This is a genomic window from Cupriavidus numazuensis, from assembly GCF_905397435.1.
In the GTDB taxonomy this organism is placed as follows: Bacteria; Pseudomonadota; Gammaproteobacteria; order Burkholderiales; family Burkholderiaceae; genus Cupriavidus; species Cupriavidus numazuensis.
In genome coordinates this window covers 14,495-31,467 of record NZ_CAJPVI010000023.1, presented here as the reverse complement: position 1 = coordinate 31,467, position 16,973 = coordinate 14,495, and the positions used below count along the sequence as shown (strand labels likewise).

Below are 16,973 nucleotides of genomic sequence, written 5' to 3'. Positions count from 1 at the left end.
TCATGCCTGTGTTCCGGCGTGCTGCAGGATCACCGTGGCCAGCGGCGGCAGCGTCAGCAAGAGCGAGGCTTCCTGTCCATGCGACGCCACGGGCTCGGCCATCACGCCACCGCCATTGCCCAGGTTGCTGCCACCGTAGCAGGCCGCGTCGGTATTGAGCCGCTCATGCCAGCAGCCTTCGGACGGCACGCCGATCCGGTAGCCGTACCGCGGCACCGGCGTCATGTTGGTCACGGCCAGCACGACATCTCCGCCGCCGGGTGCCGGCCGGCGCAGCCACGCGAACACGCTGTTCTGGTGATCGTCGCCGACCACCCACTCGAAGCCGGCAGGCGAATGGTCAAGTTCGTGCAAGGCGGGCAGTTCCCGGTACAGCGCGTTGAGGTCGCGCACCAGCGTGTGGACGCCGCGGTGCATCGGGTGATCGAGCAGCGCCCAGTCGAGCTCGGCGTCGTGGTTCCATTCCTGCCACTGGGCCAGTTCGCCGCCCATGAACAGCAGCTTCTTGCCCGGGTGGGCCCACATGAAGCCGTAGTAGGCGCGCAGGCCGGCGAAGCGCTGCCAGTCGTCGCCCGGGCACTTGCGCAGCATCGAGCCTTTGCCGTGCACGACTTCGTCGTGCGACAGCGGCAGCACGAACGCCTCCGACCACGCGTAGACGGTGCCGAACGTCATGTCCTGGTGGTGCCATGCACGGTGGATCGGATCGAGCGACAGGTAGCGCAGCGTGTCGTGCATCCAGCCCATGTTCCACTTGAAATCGAAGCCAAGCCCGCCGCTGGCCGCGCTGGCGGTCACGCCGGACCACGCCGTGGATTCCTCGGCAATGGTCAGCGCGCCGGGGCAGCGTTCGTGCACGACGGTGTTGAGTTCACGCAGGAAGTCGACCGCCTCCAGGTTCTCGCGTCCGCCGAAGCGGTTCGGCACCCACTGGTCGGGGGCGCGGCTGTAGTCGCGGTAGAGCATGGAGGCCACCGCATCCACGCGCAGGCCGTCGACGTGGAAGTGTTCGAGCCAGTGCAGCGCCCCCGCCAGAAGGAAGCCGCGCACCTCGTTGCGCCCGAGGTTGTAGATCAGCGTATTCCAGTCCTGGTGGAAGCCCTCGCGCGGGTCTTCGTGCTCGTAGAGCGCGGTGCCGTCGAAGCGCGCGAGCCCGTGCGGGTCGGTCGGGAAATGCGCGGGCACCCAGTCGAGGATGACCCCGATACCGTCGCGGTGGCAGCGATCGATAAACGCCGCGAACGCCTGTGGCGGACCCAGACGGGCAGTGGGCGCGTAGAGCGACAGCGGCTGGTAGCCCCATGATCCGCCGAACGGATGCTCGGTCACGGGCAGCAGTTCGATGTGCGTGAAGCCCAGCTCGTGGACATAGGGGATCAGCCGGTCGGCCAGCACCTCCCAGCCGCGTGCCGGGTCGTTGGCCGCGCGCAGCCACGAGCCGACGTGGATCTCGTAGATCGACAGCGGCGCCGCATACGGGTCGACGGCATTGCGCAGTCGCATCCACTCGTCGTCCTGCCACGCGAACGGCGGCGCGGAAACCTGCGGCTGCGTCACGACCGATGCCGTCGCTGGCGGCGCCTCGGTCGCCAGCGCGAGCGGGTCGGCCTTGTCGGGTAATTCTTCGCCCTGCGGGTCCAGCAAGTCGAACTTGTAGCGGCAGCCGGGCCGCGCGCCCATGGCCTCGGGGATGAAGAGTTCCCAGACACCGCTCGGGTGGCGCAGCCGCATCGGATGCCGCGCGGGCTGCCAGCCGTTGAAATCGCCGACGACCGACACGCGCCGGGCGTTGGGGGCCCACACCGCATAGCGCACGCCCTGGATGCCGTCCACGTTGCGCCACTGCGCGCCAAGACAGGCCCCAAGCTCGAAGTGCCGGCCTTCGGCAATGAGGTGCAGGTCCAGTTCGCCCAGCAGCAGCCCCAACGCATAAGGGTCGTGGCTCAACTGCTGGGTGCCGTTGTGCCAGCGCACCAGAAGCTGGTAGACCGAGACCCCGGCGGGCAGGCGGCCGGTGAACACGCCGCCGGCATGCTGCGGCGTCATGGGGGTCAGCGGTTCGCCCCGCGAATCGGTCAGCATCACGGAGTGCGCGCCGGGCACGCAGGCGCGCACGATCAGCGTATCGCCGTCCCGATGTGGCCCCAGGATCGCAAACGGATCGCGATGCCGGCCTTCAACCAGCGCGCTCAGCTCGCCGTCGGAGAGGGTTTGCGTGCGGCGCTCGGGCGGCCTGGTGTCGACTCGGTTCATTGCGCCTCCAGGTTTCCGGCCATGAGCTTGCGCACCATGCGCGCGAGCCCGCTGGCGGGAAGGTCGATCCAGGCGACGCGATTGGCGGCTTCATACTCCACTTCGTACGCAGCGCGCTCCAGCAGGAACAGGTCGAGCAGCGGCTGGAACTGCGCGGCGTCCGCCCACGGCGTGCCGGAAGCCTCCATGTGCCGCCGGTAGCAGCCCAGGAAGGCGTCGCTGGCGGTTTCGCGGAAGCGTTCGAGCAGGCCGCCGCGGCGCTCCGCCAGCGCGGGCGGCAGCTCCGCGTGGGTGCGCTCCTGCCGGTCCGTGCCAACGGTCGCAGCGGCGTAGTCGATCGAACGCAGCAGCCCCGCGACGTCGCGCAGCGGTGAGGTCTTGCGCCGGCGCCAGTCGAGCGGCTGGCCCGGCTCGCCTTCGAAATCGACCAGGTAGGTGTCGTTCTGCGCGATCAGCACCTGGCCCAGGTGGAAGTCGCCGTGGAAGCGCGTCTGCAGGCTGCCCGGCGCCGCCGCGGCAAGTCGGGCGACCAGAGCGGGCAGGGCGTCGCGGGCCTTCAGCAGGGTATCGATGTCGGCCAGGAAGCGCTTGCTCGCGGATTTCGCGTCGTTCTGCGTACGCTTTTGCAGCAATGCCAGTGCATGCGTGATGGCTGCCATGGCCTGGTCGGTCCACTGCCGCGTTTCGGCTTCGGTAGCCGGCTGCGGGGCGAAGGCCGGATCGTCGGTCGGCCGCGCGAGTACGGCATGCAGTTCGGCCAGGCGTCGTCCGAGCGTGCCGGCCATGGTGGCGTACCCGTTCATGGCTTCGGCGAACTCGTCCTCGCTCTCTGGCGCAGGCAGCGCGTCGTCGATCACGCGGCTGAGATAGTCGAGCGTCCAGTCCCAGCCGTTCCCCTGGTTCAGGATGTAGCCCTGCACCATCATCAGCGTATGTGGCACGCCGTCAGCGCCGGTGCGGACCACCTCGCCCAGCAGCGGCGGCGAATGCGGATAACCCTGCGCCGTCAGGTAGCGCGTCATCTCCACTTCCGGATGCGTGCCGCCGGAAAGGCGCCGCACCAGCTTGAGCACGGCCGTGTTGTTGTAGGCCAGCGAGCTGTTGGACTGCTCCGCCGACATCCATTGGATTTCCTCCTGCTCGGGCTGTACCGCGGACAGCCCGGGCTCGGAACGGAAGCGGATCGTCTCCTGTGGTCCCTGCAGCTCGGCGTCGGCGCGCAGCGCGCGGATGACTTCGCGTGCGAATGGCTCCAGCACGAAGCCATCCGTGGCCAGTCCCACGCGGCTGCCCTGGCGCACGCGCGCCATCGACAGTCCATGCGCCAGCTGAGACACGCTATCGGCGCTCTCGCGGTCCCACAGCACCCCAAGCGGAAGCTGGTAGCGCTCGGTACGGCCGCCGGAGAGCCTGACCTCGACTTCGCCGAGGTAGATTTCCTCGCCCGTGGCGCCTTGCGTAAAAGGCGCCATGTAAGCGAGTGAGGCGCGCTGGATGCTGTCGTCCTTCGCACCGAACCAGCGCCGGCGGCGGATATAGGGCGGCAGCACTTCATCGTTGAGCATGCGGCGCGCGGCCTCGGTCAGTTCGGGGCGTCCCTTGTTCTGCAGCACGAGCGTGATCTGGTCGGGCATCTGTTCGGGGGCCGAGACGTGCCAGGCAGGGGGATGCGCCTCCTCGCTGAGCACGAACCAGTAGAAACCGTAGGGCGGCAGCGTAAGCAGGTAGGTCAGCGTACCGATCGCGGGGAACGGCGTAGCGCCCATCATTTCCACCGGCACGCGGCCATTGAACGCGGCAAGATCGAGTTCGACCGCCTGCGGCGCCCGCGACAGGTTCGCCACGCACAGGATGTGCTCGTCTTCGTACTCGCGCAGATAGGCCAGGATCTTGCGGTTTCCCGGAAACAGGAAGCGCAGCGTGCCGCGCCCGAACGCGCGATGCTTGCGCCGCAGCGCCAGCATGCGGCGCATCCAGTTGAGCAGCGAATGCGGGTCGCGCGCCTGCGCTTCGACGTTGACGGCCTCGTAGCCGTACAGCGGGCCCTGCAGCGGCGGCAGCACCAGGCGCTCGGGGTCCGCATGCGAGAAGCCGCCGTTGCGGTCCGGCGACCACTGCATGGGCGTGCGCACGCCGTCGCGGTCGCCCAGGTGGATGTTGTCGCCCATGCCGATCTCGTCGCCGTAGTAGATCACGGGCGTGCCCGGCATGGAGAACAGCAGGCTGTTCATCAGTTCGATGCGGCGGCGGTCGCGTTCCATTAGCGGCGCCAGCCTGCGCCGGATGCCCAGGTTGATGCGCGCACGGCGGTCCGACGCATAGACTTCCCACAGGTAGTCGCGCTCGCTGCTGGTGACCATTTCGAGCGTCAGCTCGTCATGGTTGCGCAGGAAGATTGCCCACTGGCAGTCGGTCGGCAGCTCCGGCGTCTGGCGCATGATGTCGGTGATCGGGAAGCGGTCCTCGCGCGCGATGGCCATGTACATGCGCGGCATCAGCGGGAAGTGGAAGGCCATATGGCATTCGTCGCCCTTGTCGCCGGTGCTGCTGCGCCCGAAGTACTGCTGCGCATCTTCCGGCCACATGTTGGCTTCGGCCAGCAGCACGCGGCCCTGGTAATGGGAATCGAGATGCGCGCGGATATGCCGGATCGCGGCATGCGTCTCGGGCAGGTTTTCGTTCGTGGTGCCTTCGCGTTCGACGAGGTAGGGCACCGCGTCCAGCCGCAGGCCGTCCACGCCGATGTCCAGCCAAAAGCGCATGACCGACAGCACCTCGTTCATGACCTGCGGGTTGTCGAAGTTCAGGTCGGGCTGGTGCGAATAGAAGCGGTGCCAGAAATACGCGCCGGCGACAGGGTCCCAGCTCCAGTTCGATTTCTCGGTGTCGCAGAAGATGATGCGCGTGCCGGCATAGGCCTGGTCATTGTCGGCCCACACGTAGTAGCGGCGCGCGGCGGAGCCCGGCTTGGCCTTGCGCGCGCGCTGGAACCACGGGTGCTGGTCCGAGGTGTGGTTGATGACCAGTTCCGTAATGACGCGGATGCCGCGCGCATGCGCCGCCGCGACGAAACGGCGCGCTTCGGCAAGCGTGCCGTAGTCGGGGTGCACGTTGCGGTAGTCCGCAATGTCGTAGCCGTCGTCGCGGCGCGGCGACGGGTAGAACGGCAGCAGCCAGATAGTATCGATGCCGAGGTCAACCAGATAGTCCAGCTTGGCCAGCAGACCGGCGAAGTCCCCCACGCCGTCGCCATTCGCGTCGTAGAACGATTTGATATGCAGCTGGTAGACGACCGCGTCCTTGTACCAGAGCGGATCCGCATTGAGCAGCAGGGCGTTGGCGGGTTCGGTCAGGCGTTTCATCCGTGTCTCCGTATGCCTTGGATTGCCGCGCCTTCATGCGCCGTGGGGATCAGCGCTGGCCGGTGGCGCGGTATCGCGCTGCACCGGCTTGCCGATGGGGGTGATGTGCCACAGCGCAAACGGCAGCCGCGCCGGATCGATGCGGATGCGCTGGCGCTTGCCGTGCCATGCGAAGCGGTGTTCGTCCATCAGGTCCTGCACGGCCACGCTGCCGTGATCGGGCAGGCCCCATTCCCATAGTGGAATTTCCACCGTGGCTTCCTGCGGCGCGTGCGGGTCCATGCTGATCGCCGCGAGCAGCACGTCGTCGCCGAAGGTTGAGTCCGTGCCGGGCACGAAGCGCGCGAAGTACAGCACCGCGTCATTGCCGGCGGAGTAGATGCGCAGGCCCAGGTGGCTTTGGAGTGCCGGATGGCCGAGCCGGATCTGGTTCAGCCGCGTGATCTCGGCCACGATGTTGCCGGGCTGCTGCCAATTGCGGGCGCGGATCTGGTACTTCTCGGAGTCGAGGTATTCCTCGCGCACCTTGCCGTCGAGCACCAGCGGCTCGGACTCGCACAGCTCGAACCCGCTGTACATGCCCCACAGGCCGGACAGCAGCGTGGCCAGCGCCGCGCGGATCAGGAACGCCGGACGTCCGCCGCGATGCAGGAAGTACGGGTTGATGTCGGGCGTGTTGACAAAGAAATGCGGGCGGAAGAATTCGCGCAGCGGCCCCTGCGTGAGTTCGGTCATGTACTCGGTCAACTCGGCGCGCGTATTGCGCCACGTGAAGTAGGTGTATGACTGGCTGAAGCCGAGCTTGGCCAGCCGCGCCATCATCTTCGGGCGCGTAAACGCCTCGGCCAGGAAGATGGTGTCGGGATGCCGCGCGCGCACGTCGGCAATCATCCATTCCCAAAACGGCAGGGGCTTGGTGTGCGGGTTGTCCACGCGGAAGATGCGAACGCCATGCTCTACCCAGAACATCACCACGTCGCGCAGTGCCTGCCACAGTGCCGCCGCGGCTGGCGCGGCCGCGTAGAAGTCGACATTGACGATGTCCTCGTACTTCTTGGGCGGGTTTTCGGCGTAGCGCAGCGAGCCATCGGGCCGGCGCGTGAACCACTCGGGATGCTGCCTGAGCCACGGATGGTCGGGTGAGCACTGGATCGCGAAATCCAGCGCCAGTTCCAGCCCGGCCGCTGAAGCGGCGCGGCCCAGGCGCTGGAAATCCTCGAAGGTGCCGAGCTGCGCATGCAACGCATCGTGGCCACCGTCTTCGGCTCCGATGGCATAGGGGCTGCCGGGCTCGTCGGGGCCCGCGCGCAGGCTGTTGTTGCGGCCCTTGCGGTGGGCCTTGCCGATCGGGTGGATCGGCGGGAAGTACAGCACGTCGAAGCCCATCGCGCGGATGGCGGGCAAGCGCGCGATCACGTCGTCGAAGGTGCCGTGGCGGCGCTCGTCATTGCTTGCCGAGCGCGGGAACAGTTCGTACCAGCTCGCGAAGCGGCTGGCGAGCCGTTCCGCCTCCACCGGCAGCGGCACCGGATGCCGGCTCGCGAACGGGCGTCCCTCCGGCTTCTGCATGGCGGCCTGCATGACCGCGGCAGTGCGCGGCGACAGCAGGATCTCGAGGCGTGCGGCATCGTCGCCGGCACTCGCAGTCAGCTCATCGACCAGCGCCGCCAGGTCGCTATCCGGCGGCGGGGCCTCGCCCTTCGCGGGCATCAGCGCATCCGCCACGAGCCTGGCACCTTCCTCGGTCTCCAGCGAAATGTCTACGCCGGCCGCGCGCTTCTTGCCGATCTCGTCGAGCCAGCTCGCAAAGGCATCGCGCCAGGCCTCGACCGTGAACTCGTGGCGGCCCAGCGCGACAAGCGGGAAGCTGCCGGTCCAGCGGTCGTTGACCCCCAGCCGCATTGGCGCTTCCTGCCACGTTTCCTCACCGGGCGCACGCCACAGGACGGCGGCTGCCAGCTTGTCGTGGCCGTCCATCCAGATATCGGCGCTGACCTCGACCCGTTCGCCGACCACGCGGCGCACTGCAAAACGCCCTGCATCGCAGGCGGGCTCGACGGCTTCGATCGCAATGCGCGGCGACGCCAGCGCGGCCACCACGCTGCCGAGCCCGCTGGCGGTGATCGTTTCGCCGGGCTGCGGCGCGCGCGCGGCGGGCCGCAACGGCGAGGGTATAGCCCGATACAGGCGGATATCGGCAGGGGCCAGCGTAATGTCGGCCAGCGCGTCGAGCGTGGTATCGGCGTCGACGCTGCCACCCGGGCCGCCGTCGGATGCTTCGAGGCTCGCCGCAGCGCGCGGCAGCGTGGACAGCACGCGATCGACGCCAAGCGTGCCCGGCTCCTGCGTGTCGGGGTTGACGACCACGGTCAGCGCCGATTCGGGCAGTGCCGCGCCATCATGGCCATCCTGTGCCTGCAGGCGGGCGAGCACGGTGAGCGGCGCGTCTGGGCCGCTCAGCAGCCGTACCGACACCGCAGGCGCCAGCGCGCGCGCGGAAAGCCACGCATTGGCCTGCAGCACTTCATGGGTGATGTCATACGGCGCACCGTCCTGCGCGCCACCGTCGTCCGCCAGCGGATCGTGCGCCTGCGTGCCGCCGGTTTCGAAGCCGGCCGGCACCAGCAGGCCGTCGCCAATGGCGGCCGCCGTCCACAGCGCACGGCGTGCGGACAGGGCATCCTGCCTTGCCGGAGACTGTGCTGGTGCCGCCAGCACGCGCCCGAAAGGCCGCAGGCGCGCGATTTCCTCGGTCAGCCACGCGCTGCGATAGTCCCACCACGGCAGGGAACAGAACGCGCCATCGAACTGCCCGGGCAAAAGGCCTTCCAGTTGCGCCGGAGTCAGCCCTGGTGTCCAGGCCAGGAAGAGAGGCCGCCTGGCCTGCTGTGCCCCGGCGTCGCCACGCAACGCCCCGGTCAGTGCGGCCCAGTGGCGTCCGGGCACGCGCGCTGGCGCGCGCAGGCAGAAGCCGGCAACGCCCGCTGCCATGGCCGCACGCAACTGCGTGGCCCACCAATCGACGAGAGCGGTAGCCACGTCCGACCCATGCCAGCGCAGCCGCGCGCCGGGCAGGTGATTGTCGGTATCGTGCGGGGCAAAAGCCGGCGCGGCGTGATCGATCCACGCGGGGTCCATCACGGCGGCGCCGTTGTCCTGATAGCGGTCCAGCGAAACGTCGAGCAGTGGCGTCAGGCCGTGCCGGGCGCAGAGCGCGCACAGCGCTGACAACTCAGGCAGCGCGTCCCGGTTGGCCGGCACAACGGCGGGCCGGCCGGAAAGCAGGACGTGGTCAAAGCCCAGCGCGGCGACGCGCCGCAGTGCTTCGTGCTGCGAGTCGGGCTGGTCGGAAGTCCGGTCGATGGTGAGCTGGCAGATGCGCACGTAGTATTCCCTTGGCTGGTTGGGCCTGCATCCCCGTATCCCCAGGCAGTACACAATTGGACTGAAGCCATGCGAAGTGCGTGCCAAGGCCGATTCCGTACCGGCCCAACCCCGCGCCCCTAACGCCGGCAACGGCGCGCGGCGGGGCGGTGTGCAACCGGCGTGGACGTTCGTCCGTGTAAAAGGTGCAGCCCCCACCGCCCCGCTTGAAAAAATTGCGCTGATGCAGACAGCGCCCGTGATGTGCGCGCGCAGCGGGCAGGTACGCTTCATGCTCGCTGACAGGCCAGCCATGCAGCGGGGAGCAGACATGCAAGACTGGCTGGAAGCCATGCAGTGGCCGGCCATGGTGGCCACCATCATCGCGACCTGGTTCGTGGGATCGCGTTCGGTCGCGCGGCGGCGCGCCGGGTTCTGGATATTTCTCGTCAGCAACATCCTGTGGATCGCGTGGGGCTGGCAGGGCGACGCGTACGCGCTGATGCTGCTGCAGGTGGCACTGGTGGCGATGAATGTGCGCGGCATGCGCAAGGCGGACAAGACCTGGCGCGACACAGGGCGCGAGACAGGGCGCGAGAGAGGGCGGGCGGGTTCCGGACGAACGGGCTGACGGCGGAGATGTTTGCCGCCGTCAGCCACGACAGGCGCCTGTTGCCGATGGCGCCGGCCAGCTTACGGCTTCGGCAACGGATTCGGAGAATCCCCCTTCGGGCCGCTCGGTGCTTCCGCGGTCGGGGCGGGCGGTGTCCCTTGTTCACGTGGCTTCTTGTGGCGAGCGGTGGTGCCGGATTGCTTGCTTGGCGACTTGTGCATCTTCTGGTCGGTCGCTGTGCTGGTGCCGGTGCCCGAGTTCATATCCGTCGCAGCAGGTGCATTGCGCCCGCCAGGTGCGCCTTCCATGGAGGTCGGGGGCTGGCTCGGGTTCGGCACATTGGGCGATGCGGGGGCCTGCTGGCCGAACGCCGGCAGGCAAAGCGCGGTACCAATGACCAGCGCGCTGGTGGCGAGGGTGCGTTTCATAGCGGTCTTCTCCAGTTGTCGTCATGGGACGAGCGGACGGCGCTGGTGTTCTGGCTGCCACGGCTGGTGTTGCCACGTCGGGCCAGTTCTCAGTAGTGGCACAGCCGCCCCAGCGCCCAAATGGCGGCGGCCTCGCGCACGGTGGTTCGCTGCATGCCGCCGCGGCCCGCGATTCGGGCCGGGCGCGCGGTGCGGCGCGGATTCAGGTGGGCGATGGCAGCGAATGGCAGGCTGCTCATCGTCCGGGCAAGCGGGTGACCGACGCGCCGTTGATCTTCCCCGGCGCATGGGCCTTCGCGGGGTGGCCAGTTTCAGGGCCTCGCTTGTTCTTTTCCCGCACGAACGTCAGGACGCCATTGCGCTCGAGCACGACACGGCTGATACCCTCCAGCGTTTCGGCCTGCAGTGACGACCGCAGATTGGCCTTCAGGTCCTCCTCGCTGACCATGGCCTGTGCGACGCGGGCATGGTCGACGTTGCCGTCCTTGAGCAGGTCGATCGCCTGTCCGCCCGTGAAGCGGTCGAACGTGGGATAGCGCGACGACAGCCAGGCCACCCCACGGTGCATCAGCACCAGCACAAGCGCGGCGGCAAACGCGGTCGGGAACGACGTGGCGCCGACGACGGCGCGTGACAGCACCGCGCCAAGCAGCAACACAACGCACAGGTCGAACGCGGTCTTCTGCGCAAACGATCTGCGGCAAGCTACGCGCAGGAGCAGCCAGGTCGCGATAAAGACAATGACGGCACGCACAGCCCCCTGCCACCACGCGAGCTGGTCGCCTTCGCCGAGCACGGCGTGCATGAAGCCGTTCAATGAATCCATGGCGCTCTGTGTGTGAGTTCGCGATGACTGACGCGGCGGCAGGTTTCGTGCCAGCTCGCCAAGTCACCTTGCTGTCGTTTCGCGGGGCTGAAGACCCTTGCGGGCAGCAGAAAGTACATCCGGACCCAGCGCATCTTGTAATTCCTGCCCGCCACCGGTGGCCGCCGCGCGCACCTCCGTGCCGGCGGCGACGTGGCTTCCATCTTGCGTGGCGGCGCTGTGATCCCGGCGCGCCTGACGGCCGGAAGCGCAAATCGACGGAGACAGACAATGGATCGAAGCCACAGACCACCAGCACCGGAGATGCCATGGCGCGAACCGCCGCTTGCGGATGCCGACATGCGCAGCCATTACGTGGGCGCGTATGGCATTTTCGACTACGACCAGCCGGTAGACCCGGCCGAACTGGCGGCGCCGCGCAGTCGTGGCGAATGGGCGCAAAGCCCGGCGGGCCATGGCCAGTTCCGGCACGACGCGCCTTCGCAGGCGGACGCCTACGATCAATTCACGGGGGTCAACGAGCGCGCATCGCGCAGCGGACAATACGCTGGCGAGCGGTACCGGCCCCAGGGACCGCGTGGCTACCAGCGCAGCGACGAACGGATCCTGGAGGACATCTGCGACCGGCTGACGCGCAGCGGCCGTCTCGATGTGAAGGATGTGGAGGTCCGCGTGGACAGCGGCGTGGTCACGCTGGAAGGCAGCGTGCCGGACCGCCTGCAGAAGTACCGTGTGGAGGATATCGTCGACGACGTCTTCGGCGTGCGCGACCTGTTCAATCGACTGCGCGTAAGCCGGTAGCCGGCGCGGCGTCCTGCCTCGCGCGCGGTGCGGGTCGCCGTGGCTTCCCTCACCGGGCAACGCAGCTGTTCAACCGGCAATCTTCAACCCGCGATCGCGCTCAGATCCGGACCCACGTTGCAGCCTAACGTCCGCACACTGCCATCGGGTGCGTGGACCAGCAGGTCCACCTTCTTCCGCCGTGCCAGCGCAGTGGCGGCGCTGATCGCGGCTTCCTGCGTGGCATGGTGGGATTCGGCGTAGCGCGCGCCTTCGTGAATCACATCCCAGCCGTTTCCGTACGGGACAACGTGTAGGTTGCTGCCCATCTCTGTCTCCTGAAGCGCCGATGCTTGAGTCGGTAAATCTATTGTGGCGCCTGTGGCAGGGATGTCTATCGGTCACCATCTGACAAGGCGGGAGCAGCAAAGCCGACATCGGGCGGAAATTTCTGGTCATTTGTGCTTGCTCTTATAAGCTGGACGAGGATCGCCTGCAAAGGAGCAAGCCATGCGTGCAAGATTTGCGCGGGGACTGACGCAGTCTCCAGTGACTGTGGTGGCCCGCGCTTTTGATGGCGATGTCGGCTGGATGCCCCAGCTTGGAGATCTCGTGACGGTCTACAGCCAGGACCAGGACACCGAGTTCGATATCCGCCTGAGCGAAGTGGTGGACGCCGGGCGCTGGCGCGGTGTGGTCTATGCGATCAGCCGTGGCCACGAAGTGCTCGTCACCGCGGAAGGGCTCGAGATCGACGATGTGGTGGAAGTCATGCGCGAGGAGATCGCCGCAGTGATTCCGTGCAGCCATCCGCACTGAGATGGCAAGCGCCCGACGGCTTCCCGTCGGGCGCAGTTCAATGCAGCGGGCCGGCCGTCAGGCGTGCTCGGCCTGGCGCGGCACGCCAAGCCACATCGACAGTCCGCTCGCCACCAGCAGGGCGGCCAGCAGGTACAGCGCATTGTCGAGGCTTCCGGTCTGCACCTTGATCTGGCCGATCACCCATGGGCTGACAATGCCGCTCGTAATGCCGACGCTGCTGATAAAGGCGATGCCGGCTGCGGCGCCGCTTGCGGGCAGATGCGATGGCGGCAGCGACCAGAACACCGGCAGCGCGGCAAAGATCAGCACCGCGGCCATGGACAGGATCGCCAGCATCGCCGCCAGGCTTTGCAGATGCAGCGTGAGCGCAGCCAGCGCCAGTGCGCCGCCAACCGTGCACAGCAGGAAATGCCGGTGGCGTTCACCGCTGCGGTCCGAGTGCCGCGCGATCAGGATCAGGCCAACCGCGCCGACCGCATTGGGCACGACCGAATAGAGGCTGATGGAAACGACATCGGTAATGCCGAAGTCCCGGATCATCAGCGGCATCCAGAAGCTCAGCGCCAGCGAGCCACAGGTCAGCGAAAAATAGATGAACGCGAACAGGTAGACGCGCGGGTTGCGCAGCACCTGGAGCAACGCTTGCAGCGAATGCGCCTTGATGCCGTGATCCTGCGCGCGGGCACGCTCCAGGAACGCCTTTTCGCCGTCGCTGAGCCAGCTTGCCTGGTGCGGCTCGTCGACCAGGAAGAACGCCGCGATCAAGCCGAGCACGATGGCCGGTGCGCCTTCGATCGCGAACATCCATTTCCAGCCCTGCATGCCGAGGACGCCGGCCATGTCGCGCATGATCCAGCCTGACACCAGTCCGCCCAATACACCGGCGATCGCCACGCCCGCGAAGAAGATCGCCATCACAGCGGCGCGGCGCTTTGCGGGAAACCAGTACGTCAGGTAGAGCACGATGCCGGGAAAGAAGCCGGCCTCGAATACGCCAAGTAGGAAGCGCAGCGTATAGAACTGCGTCGGCGATGACACCGCCATCATGGCGACCGATGCCGCGCCCCACAGCACCATGATGCGCGTGAAGGTCCGGCGTGCGCCGAAACGCGCGAGCAGCATGTTGCTGGGCACCTCGCACAATACGTAGCCAATGTAGAAGACCGCCGCACCGAGGCCGTACATGGCATCGCTGAAGCCAAGGTCCTGCTTCATCTGCAACTGCGCAAAGCCGATGTTGATGCGGTCCAGGAATGACACTACGTAACACACGAACAGGAACGGGATCAGGCGCAGCCAGATCTTGCGGTACAGCGCGTCTTCTTCGTGCGCGGCGTAAGCGGGGGCCGCAATCGCCCCTGAGGCCAGATTGCTCATTTGCTTTGTCTCCGGTGTGAGCGCCGCCCGCGCCGGCGTTTTCTACGCCTTCGCAACGGGTCGGTGCGGGAAGGGATGGGGCACGCGCGCGGCGTGCCCGCAGGGTCAGCTCGCGGTGGTGATATCGCCCGCGATGCCTTCGCGTGCGGCGTGCATCGCGGCGAGCAATACGTCGTGGTCGCCGATATGGTTGGCCAGCAACAGGATGAGCTGCGCGTTGGCCGCCTGGCTCTGCGCGTCGTCGAGATCGCGGTGCATGTCGATCAGCGCTTCATAGAAGTCGTCAGGACGTGCGAGGTTGGGCTCGGTATTGAGCGTGTGCGCCTGGGTGTCTTGGGCGTGGGCCGGCATGGCGATGTCTCCGAAATCTGTAGGGCGGCGGGTTGGCTTATGCCGCCATCGCGGCCGATTCATGGGCCTTGCTCGCGGGCAATTGCGCACCGCTTGCGCGCGCCAGTGCGTCGCGGATACGCTGCGCATCGATGCGGCGCCAGCGTGCGCAGACATGCTGGTCCGGCCGGATCAGGTAGAAGGTGCCCGGCGCGGCGTTGTAACGCTGAGCCGCAAGACCTTCGTCGTCACGCAGAATCGTGGTACCGGACACGGCTTGCGTCGATGTGCCGAGGTACACGATGCGCAGCGGCAGGCCAGACTGTTCGATCTGTTCGAGCGCAAGGCGGCTATCGCCGTCGAGGCTGTCGGTCGAGCCGAACACCAGCCCCGTGAATTCGCCGCCGAGATGCTGGAGCAGCCAGCCCGCACCATGCGCGTCGGAAACGGGCGCATCCACGCAGGCAGTGCCCGGCACCATCGTGCCGCCGAAGCCATCGACATCTGGCGTATTGAGCGGCGAACCATGCAGCACCGCGGGCACTGACAGGCGGCCGCTGTTGACGAGCTTGCGCGCAAACGCATGGCGCCGCGCCAGGCCCAGCACCGCATCGCGGAACACGCGGCTGACCGCGCTCTTGGGCGTGATGAAGTCGGTCGCGCGGGTGGAGTTCAGGATGTTCTCGTCGGCCGCGTACTCGCGTTCGCTCGCGTAGGTATCGAGCAGGCTATCCGCGGCGCGGCCTTCGAGCACGTAAGCGAGCTTCCACGCGAGGTTCTCGGCATCCTGCACGCCGCTGTTGGCGCCGCGCGCACCGAACGGCGAGACACCGTGCGCGGAATCGCCGGCAAACAGCACGTTGCCATGCCGGAAGCTGTCCATACGCAGGCACGAGAACGTGTAGACGCTGACCCACTCGAGCGTGAATTTCGCGTCCGGGCCGAGCAGGGCCTGCACACGCGGAATCACGCGTTCCGGCGCTTTTTCAAGTACAGGATCGGCGTCCCAGCCAAGCTGGAAGTCGATGCGCCAGACGTTGTCGGGCTGGCGGTGCAGCAGCACCGACTGATGCGGGTGGAACGGCGGGTCGAACCAGAACCAGCGTTCGGTGGGGAAGTCCGCTTCCATCTTCACATCGGCAATCAGGAAGCGGTCCTTGAAGGTCCGGCCCTTGCTGTCCAGGCCCAGCAGCTTGCGTACCGGGCTGCGCGAGCCATCGGCCGCCACGACGTAGCGGGCAGCCAGTGTGTAGCAGCCGTCCGGCGTTTCGATGGTCAGGGCAACCGTCTCTTCGGGCGTGCCGGGCTGGCGCTGTTCGAGCCCGACGACCTTGCTGCGCCAGCGGATCTCGATATTGGGCAGTTCCTGCGCGCGTTCGAGCAGGTAGCCTTCCACGTAATACTGCTGCAGGTTGATGAAAGCAGGGCGGTGATGGCCCGCCTCGGGCAACAGGTCGAAGCTGTAGACCTGCTGGTCGCGCAGGAAGACCCGGCCGACGTTCCAGCTCACGCCCGTATCCACCATGCGCTGGCCGCAGCCGAGGCGATCGAAGATATCCAGCGTCCGCTTGGCGAAGCAGATCGCGCGCGATCCCGTTGACAGCGTGCAGTCGTCGTCGACCAGCACCACGCGCACGCCGCGTTGCGCCAGGTCGATGGCCGTGGCCAGGCCGATGGGCCCGGCACCGACCACGACGACAGGATGGACCGTGCCGCCCGCTTGCCCGTCGCGCTGGTCCGCGCAGGGCTGGTACTCAAATGACAGGCGCTGGTAATCGATGGTCATGCCTATGTCTCCGTCCACTCTCGTTCAGTCTTTTGTACGGTGCCGTCTGCGCGTCAGTCCTGCAGCGCGGCCCACATGTCCTTGTCGCGCTGGGCCGTCCAGATGCGCGGGTGGCCGATGCCGCTGGCCTCGTCAAAGGCGCGCGAGACGTCGAACGGCAGGCAATGCTCGTAGATGAAGACCTGGCCGAACTTCGGGTCCATCGCCAGGCGCGTATGTGCCATGGCGGCCTTCAGGTCGAGCTTGTCGGCCACGGCTTCCTTGCCGGCCTGGAACAGCGTGGTGACGAAGTCCTTGGTGTAGGCGATGCCCTTGCTGACCTCTTCGGGCGTGGTCAGCGCCGGGCCGCGGCCGGGCACGAGTTTTTCGGGCTGCAGCGCGGCCAGCGCATCGAGCGTGGCGGGCCACTCGGCGAGCTGGGCGTCGCCGCAGTAGCAAGCCGCGTCGTATTCGACCAGGTCGCCCGAGAACAGCACCTTCTGCGACGGCAGCCACACCACGGTGTCGCCCTTGGTGTGGCCGGAGCCCAGGTGGGCGATGCGGACTTCCAGCTTGCCGAGGTACAGCGTGATTTCCTTCTCGAACACCAGCGTCGGCCAGGTCAGGCCCGGCACGGTCTCCACGCCGGCGAACAGGCGCGGGAAGCGTTCGATTTCCGACTTCATGTCGGCCTCGCCACGCTCGACGATCATTTCGTAGGTGCCGCGGCTGGCAATGACCTGCTGCGCGCCTTCGGCGAAGTACGCCGATGCGCCAAGTACGCGCACCGCGTGGTAGTGCGACAGCACCACGTACTTGATCGGCTTGTCGGTGATCGCGCGGATCCTGGCGATCAGGTCCTGCGCCATGGCCGGGGTGGCGGTGGTGTCGATGATCATCACGCCGTCGTCGCCGATGATCACGCCGGAGTTGGGGTCGCCCTCTGCCGTGTAGGCATAGGCGTTCTCGGACAACTGGGTGAAGGTGATCTGCTTGGCTTCCAGGTCAGCCTGGGATGCGAATGCCTTGCTCATGCTGTCGGTCCTTTTGGTGG

The 16,973-nt window shown here is 67.2% G+C and carries 14 protein-coding genes; 3 read left to right on the top strand and 11 right to left on the bottom strand.

The features are described 5' to 3' along the window. Genes glgB through KHO41_RS18895 form a run of 3 tightly spaced genes read right to left on the bottom strand, consistent with a single transcriptional unit; the run spans position 1 to position 8,999 of the window. Complete coding sequence (gene glgB / locus KHO41_RS18905; protein WP_211954815.1) at positions 1-2,253, bottom strand: 1,4-alpha-glucan branching protein GlgB; 2,253 nt, start codon at positions 2,251-2,253, stop codon at positions 1-3. Next, positions 2,250-5,615: a maltose alpha-D-glucosyltransferase gene (gene treS / locus KHO41_RS18900; protein ID WP_211954814.1), complete on the bottom strand. Its 3,366-nt coding sequence runs from the start codon at positions 5,613-5,615 to the stop codon at positions 2,250-2,252. Before treS ends, glgB begins: the two co-directional genes overlap by 4 nt. A gap of 33 nt (positions 5,616-5,648) precedes the next feature. Continuing rightward, positions 5,649-8,999: an alpha-1,4-glucan--maltose-1-phosphate maltosyltransferase gene (locus tag KHO41_RS18895; RefSeq protein ID WP_244873896.1), complete on the bottom strand. Its 3,351-nt coding sequence runs from the start codon at positions 8,997-8,999 to the stop codon at positions 5,649-5,651. A gap of 310 nt (positions 9,000-9,309) precedes the next feature. Here KHO41_RS18895 and KHO41_RS18890 point away from each other — a divergent pair, with 310 nt between their 5' ends. Further along, complete coding sequence (locus KHO41_RS18890) at positions 9,310-9,609, top strand: hypothetical protein (RefSeq protein WP_211954813.1); 300 nt, start codon at positions 9,310-9,312, stop codon at positions 9,607-9,609. Positions 9,610-9,671: 62 nt separating this feature from the next. Here KHO41_RS18890 and KHO41_RS18885 read toward each other — a convergent pair whose 3' ends face one another. The 3 genes from KHO41_RS18885 to KHO41_RS18875 all read right to left on the bottom strand — a co-directional run bounded on the left by KHO41_RS18885 (position 9,672) and on the right by KHO41_RS18875 (position 10,845). Then, positions 9,672-10,019, bottom strand: a complete 348-nt coding sequence (locus tag KHO41_RS18885; protein ID WP_211954812.1) for a hypothetical protein — start codon at positions 10,017-10,019, stop codon at positions 9,672-9,674. A gap of 89 nt (positions 10,020-10,108) precedes the next feature. Next, a complete protein-coding gene (locus KHO41_RS18880; RefSeq protein ID WP_211954811.1) occupies positions 10,109-10,258 on the bottom strand; it encodes a hypothetical protein in 150 nt (49 codons plus the stop codon). Next, positions 10,255-10,845, bottom strand: coding sequence for a DUF421 domain-containing protein (locus KHO41_RS18875; protein ID WP_211954810.1), 591 nt, complete (start codon positions 10,843-10,845; stop codon positions 10,255-10,257). The genes KHO41_RS18880 and KHO41_RS18875 overlap by 4 nt, the downstream gene beginning before the upstream one ends. A gap of 270 nt (positions 10,846-11,115) precedes the next feature. On the opposite strand from KHO41_RS18875, the gene KHO41_RS18870 reads away from it, so the two are divergent. Beyond that, the gene (locus tag KHO41_RS18870; protein WP_211954809.1) at positions 11,116-11,646 is read left to right on the top strand and encodes a BON domain-containing protein; all 531 of its coding nucleotides are present in this window, start codon (positions 11,116-11,118) and stop codon (positions 11,644-11,646) included. Between the two features lie 83 nt (positions 11,647-11,729). Here the strand turns inward: KHO41_RS18870 and KHO41_RS18865 are convergent, their stop codons facing one another. Further along, positions 11,730-11,954: a DUF2188 domain-containing protein gene (locus KHO41_RS18865; RefSeq protein WP_211954808.1), complete on the bottom strand. Its 225-nt coding sequence runs from the start codon at positions 11,952-11,954 to the stop codon at positions 11,730-11,732. Between the two features lie 181 nt (positions 11,955-12,135). On the opposite strand from KHO41_RS18865, the gene KHO41_RS18860 reads away from it, so the two are divergent. Further along, on the top strand, positions 12,136-12,444 hold the full coding sequence (locus KHO41_RS18860; RefSeq protein ID WP_211954807.1) for a hypothetical protein: 309 nt from the start codon (positions 12,136-12,138) through the stop codon (positions 12,442-12,444). Between the two features lie 57 nt (positions 12,445-12,501). Here the strand turns inward: KHO41_RS18860 and KHO41_RS18855 are convergent, their stop codons facing one another. The 4 genes from KHO41_RS18855 to KHO41_RS18840 form a co-directional block, all read right to left on the bottom strand. Then, a complete protein-coding gene (locus tag KHO41_RS18855; protein WP_211954806.1) occupies positions 12,502-13,824 on the bottom strand; it encodes an MFS transporter in 1,323 nt (440 codons plus the stop codon). A 105-nt stretch (positions 13,825-13,929) separates the two neighbouring features. Further along, positions 13,930-14,175: a DUF2783 domain-containing protein gene (locus KHO41_RS18850; RefSeq protein ID WP_211954805.1), complete on the bottom strand. Its 246-nt coding sequence runs from the start codon at positions 14,173-14,175 to the stop codon at positions 13,930-13,932. 37 nt (positions 14,176-14,212) lie between these two features. Next, positions 14,213-15,940 carry an FAD-dependent oxidoreductase gene (locus tag KHO41_RS18845; RefSeq protein ID WP_211954804.1) on the bottom strand — a complete coding sequence of 576 codons (1,728 nt, stop codon included), beginning with the start codon at positions 15,938-15,940 and terminating at the stop codon, positions 14,213-14,215. 53 nt (positions 15,941-15,993) lie between these two features. Next, complete coding sequence (locus KHO41_RS18840) at positions 15,994-16,953, bottom strand: MBL fold metallo-hydrolase (protein ID WP_211954803.1); 960 nt, start codon at positions 16,951-16,953, stop codon at positions 15,994-15,996. Positions 16,954-16,973 lie beyond the last annotated feature (20 nt).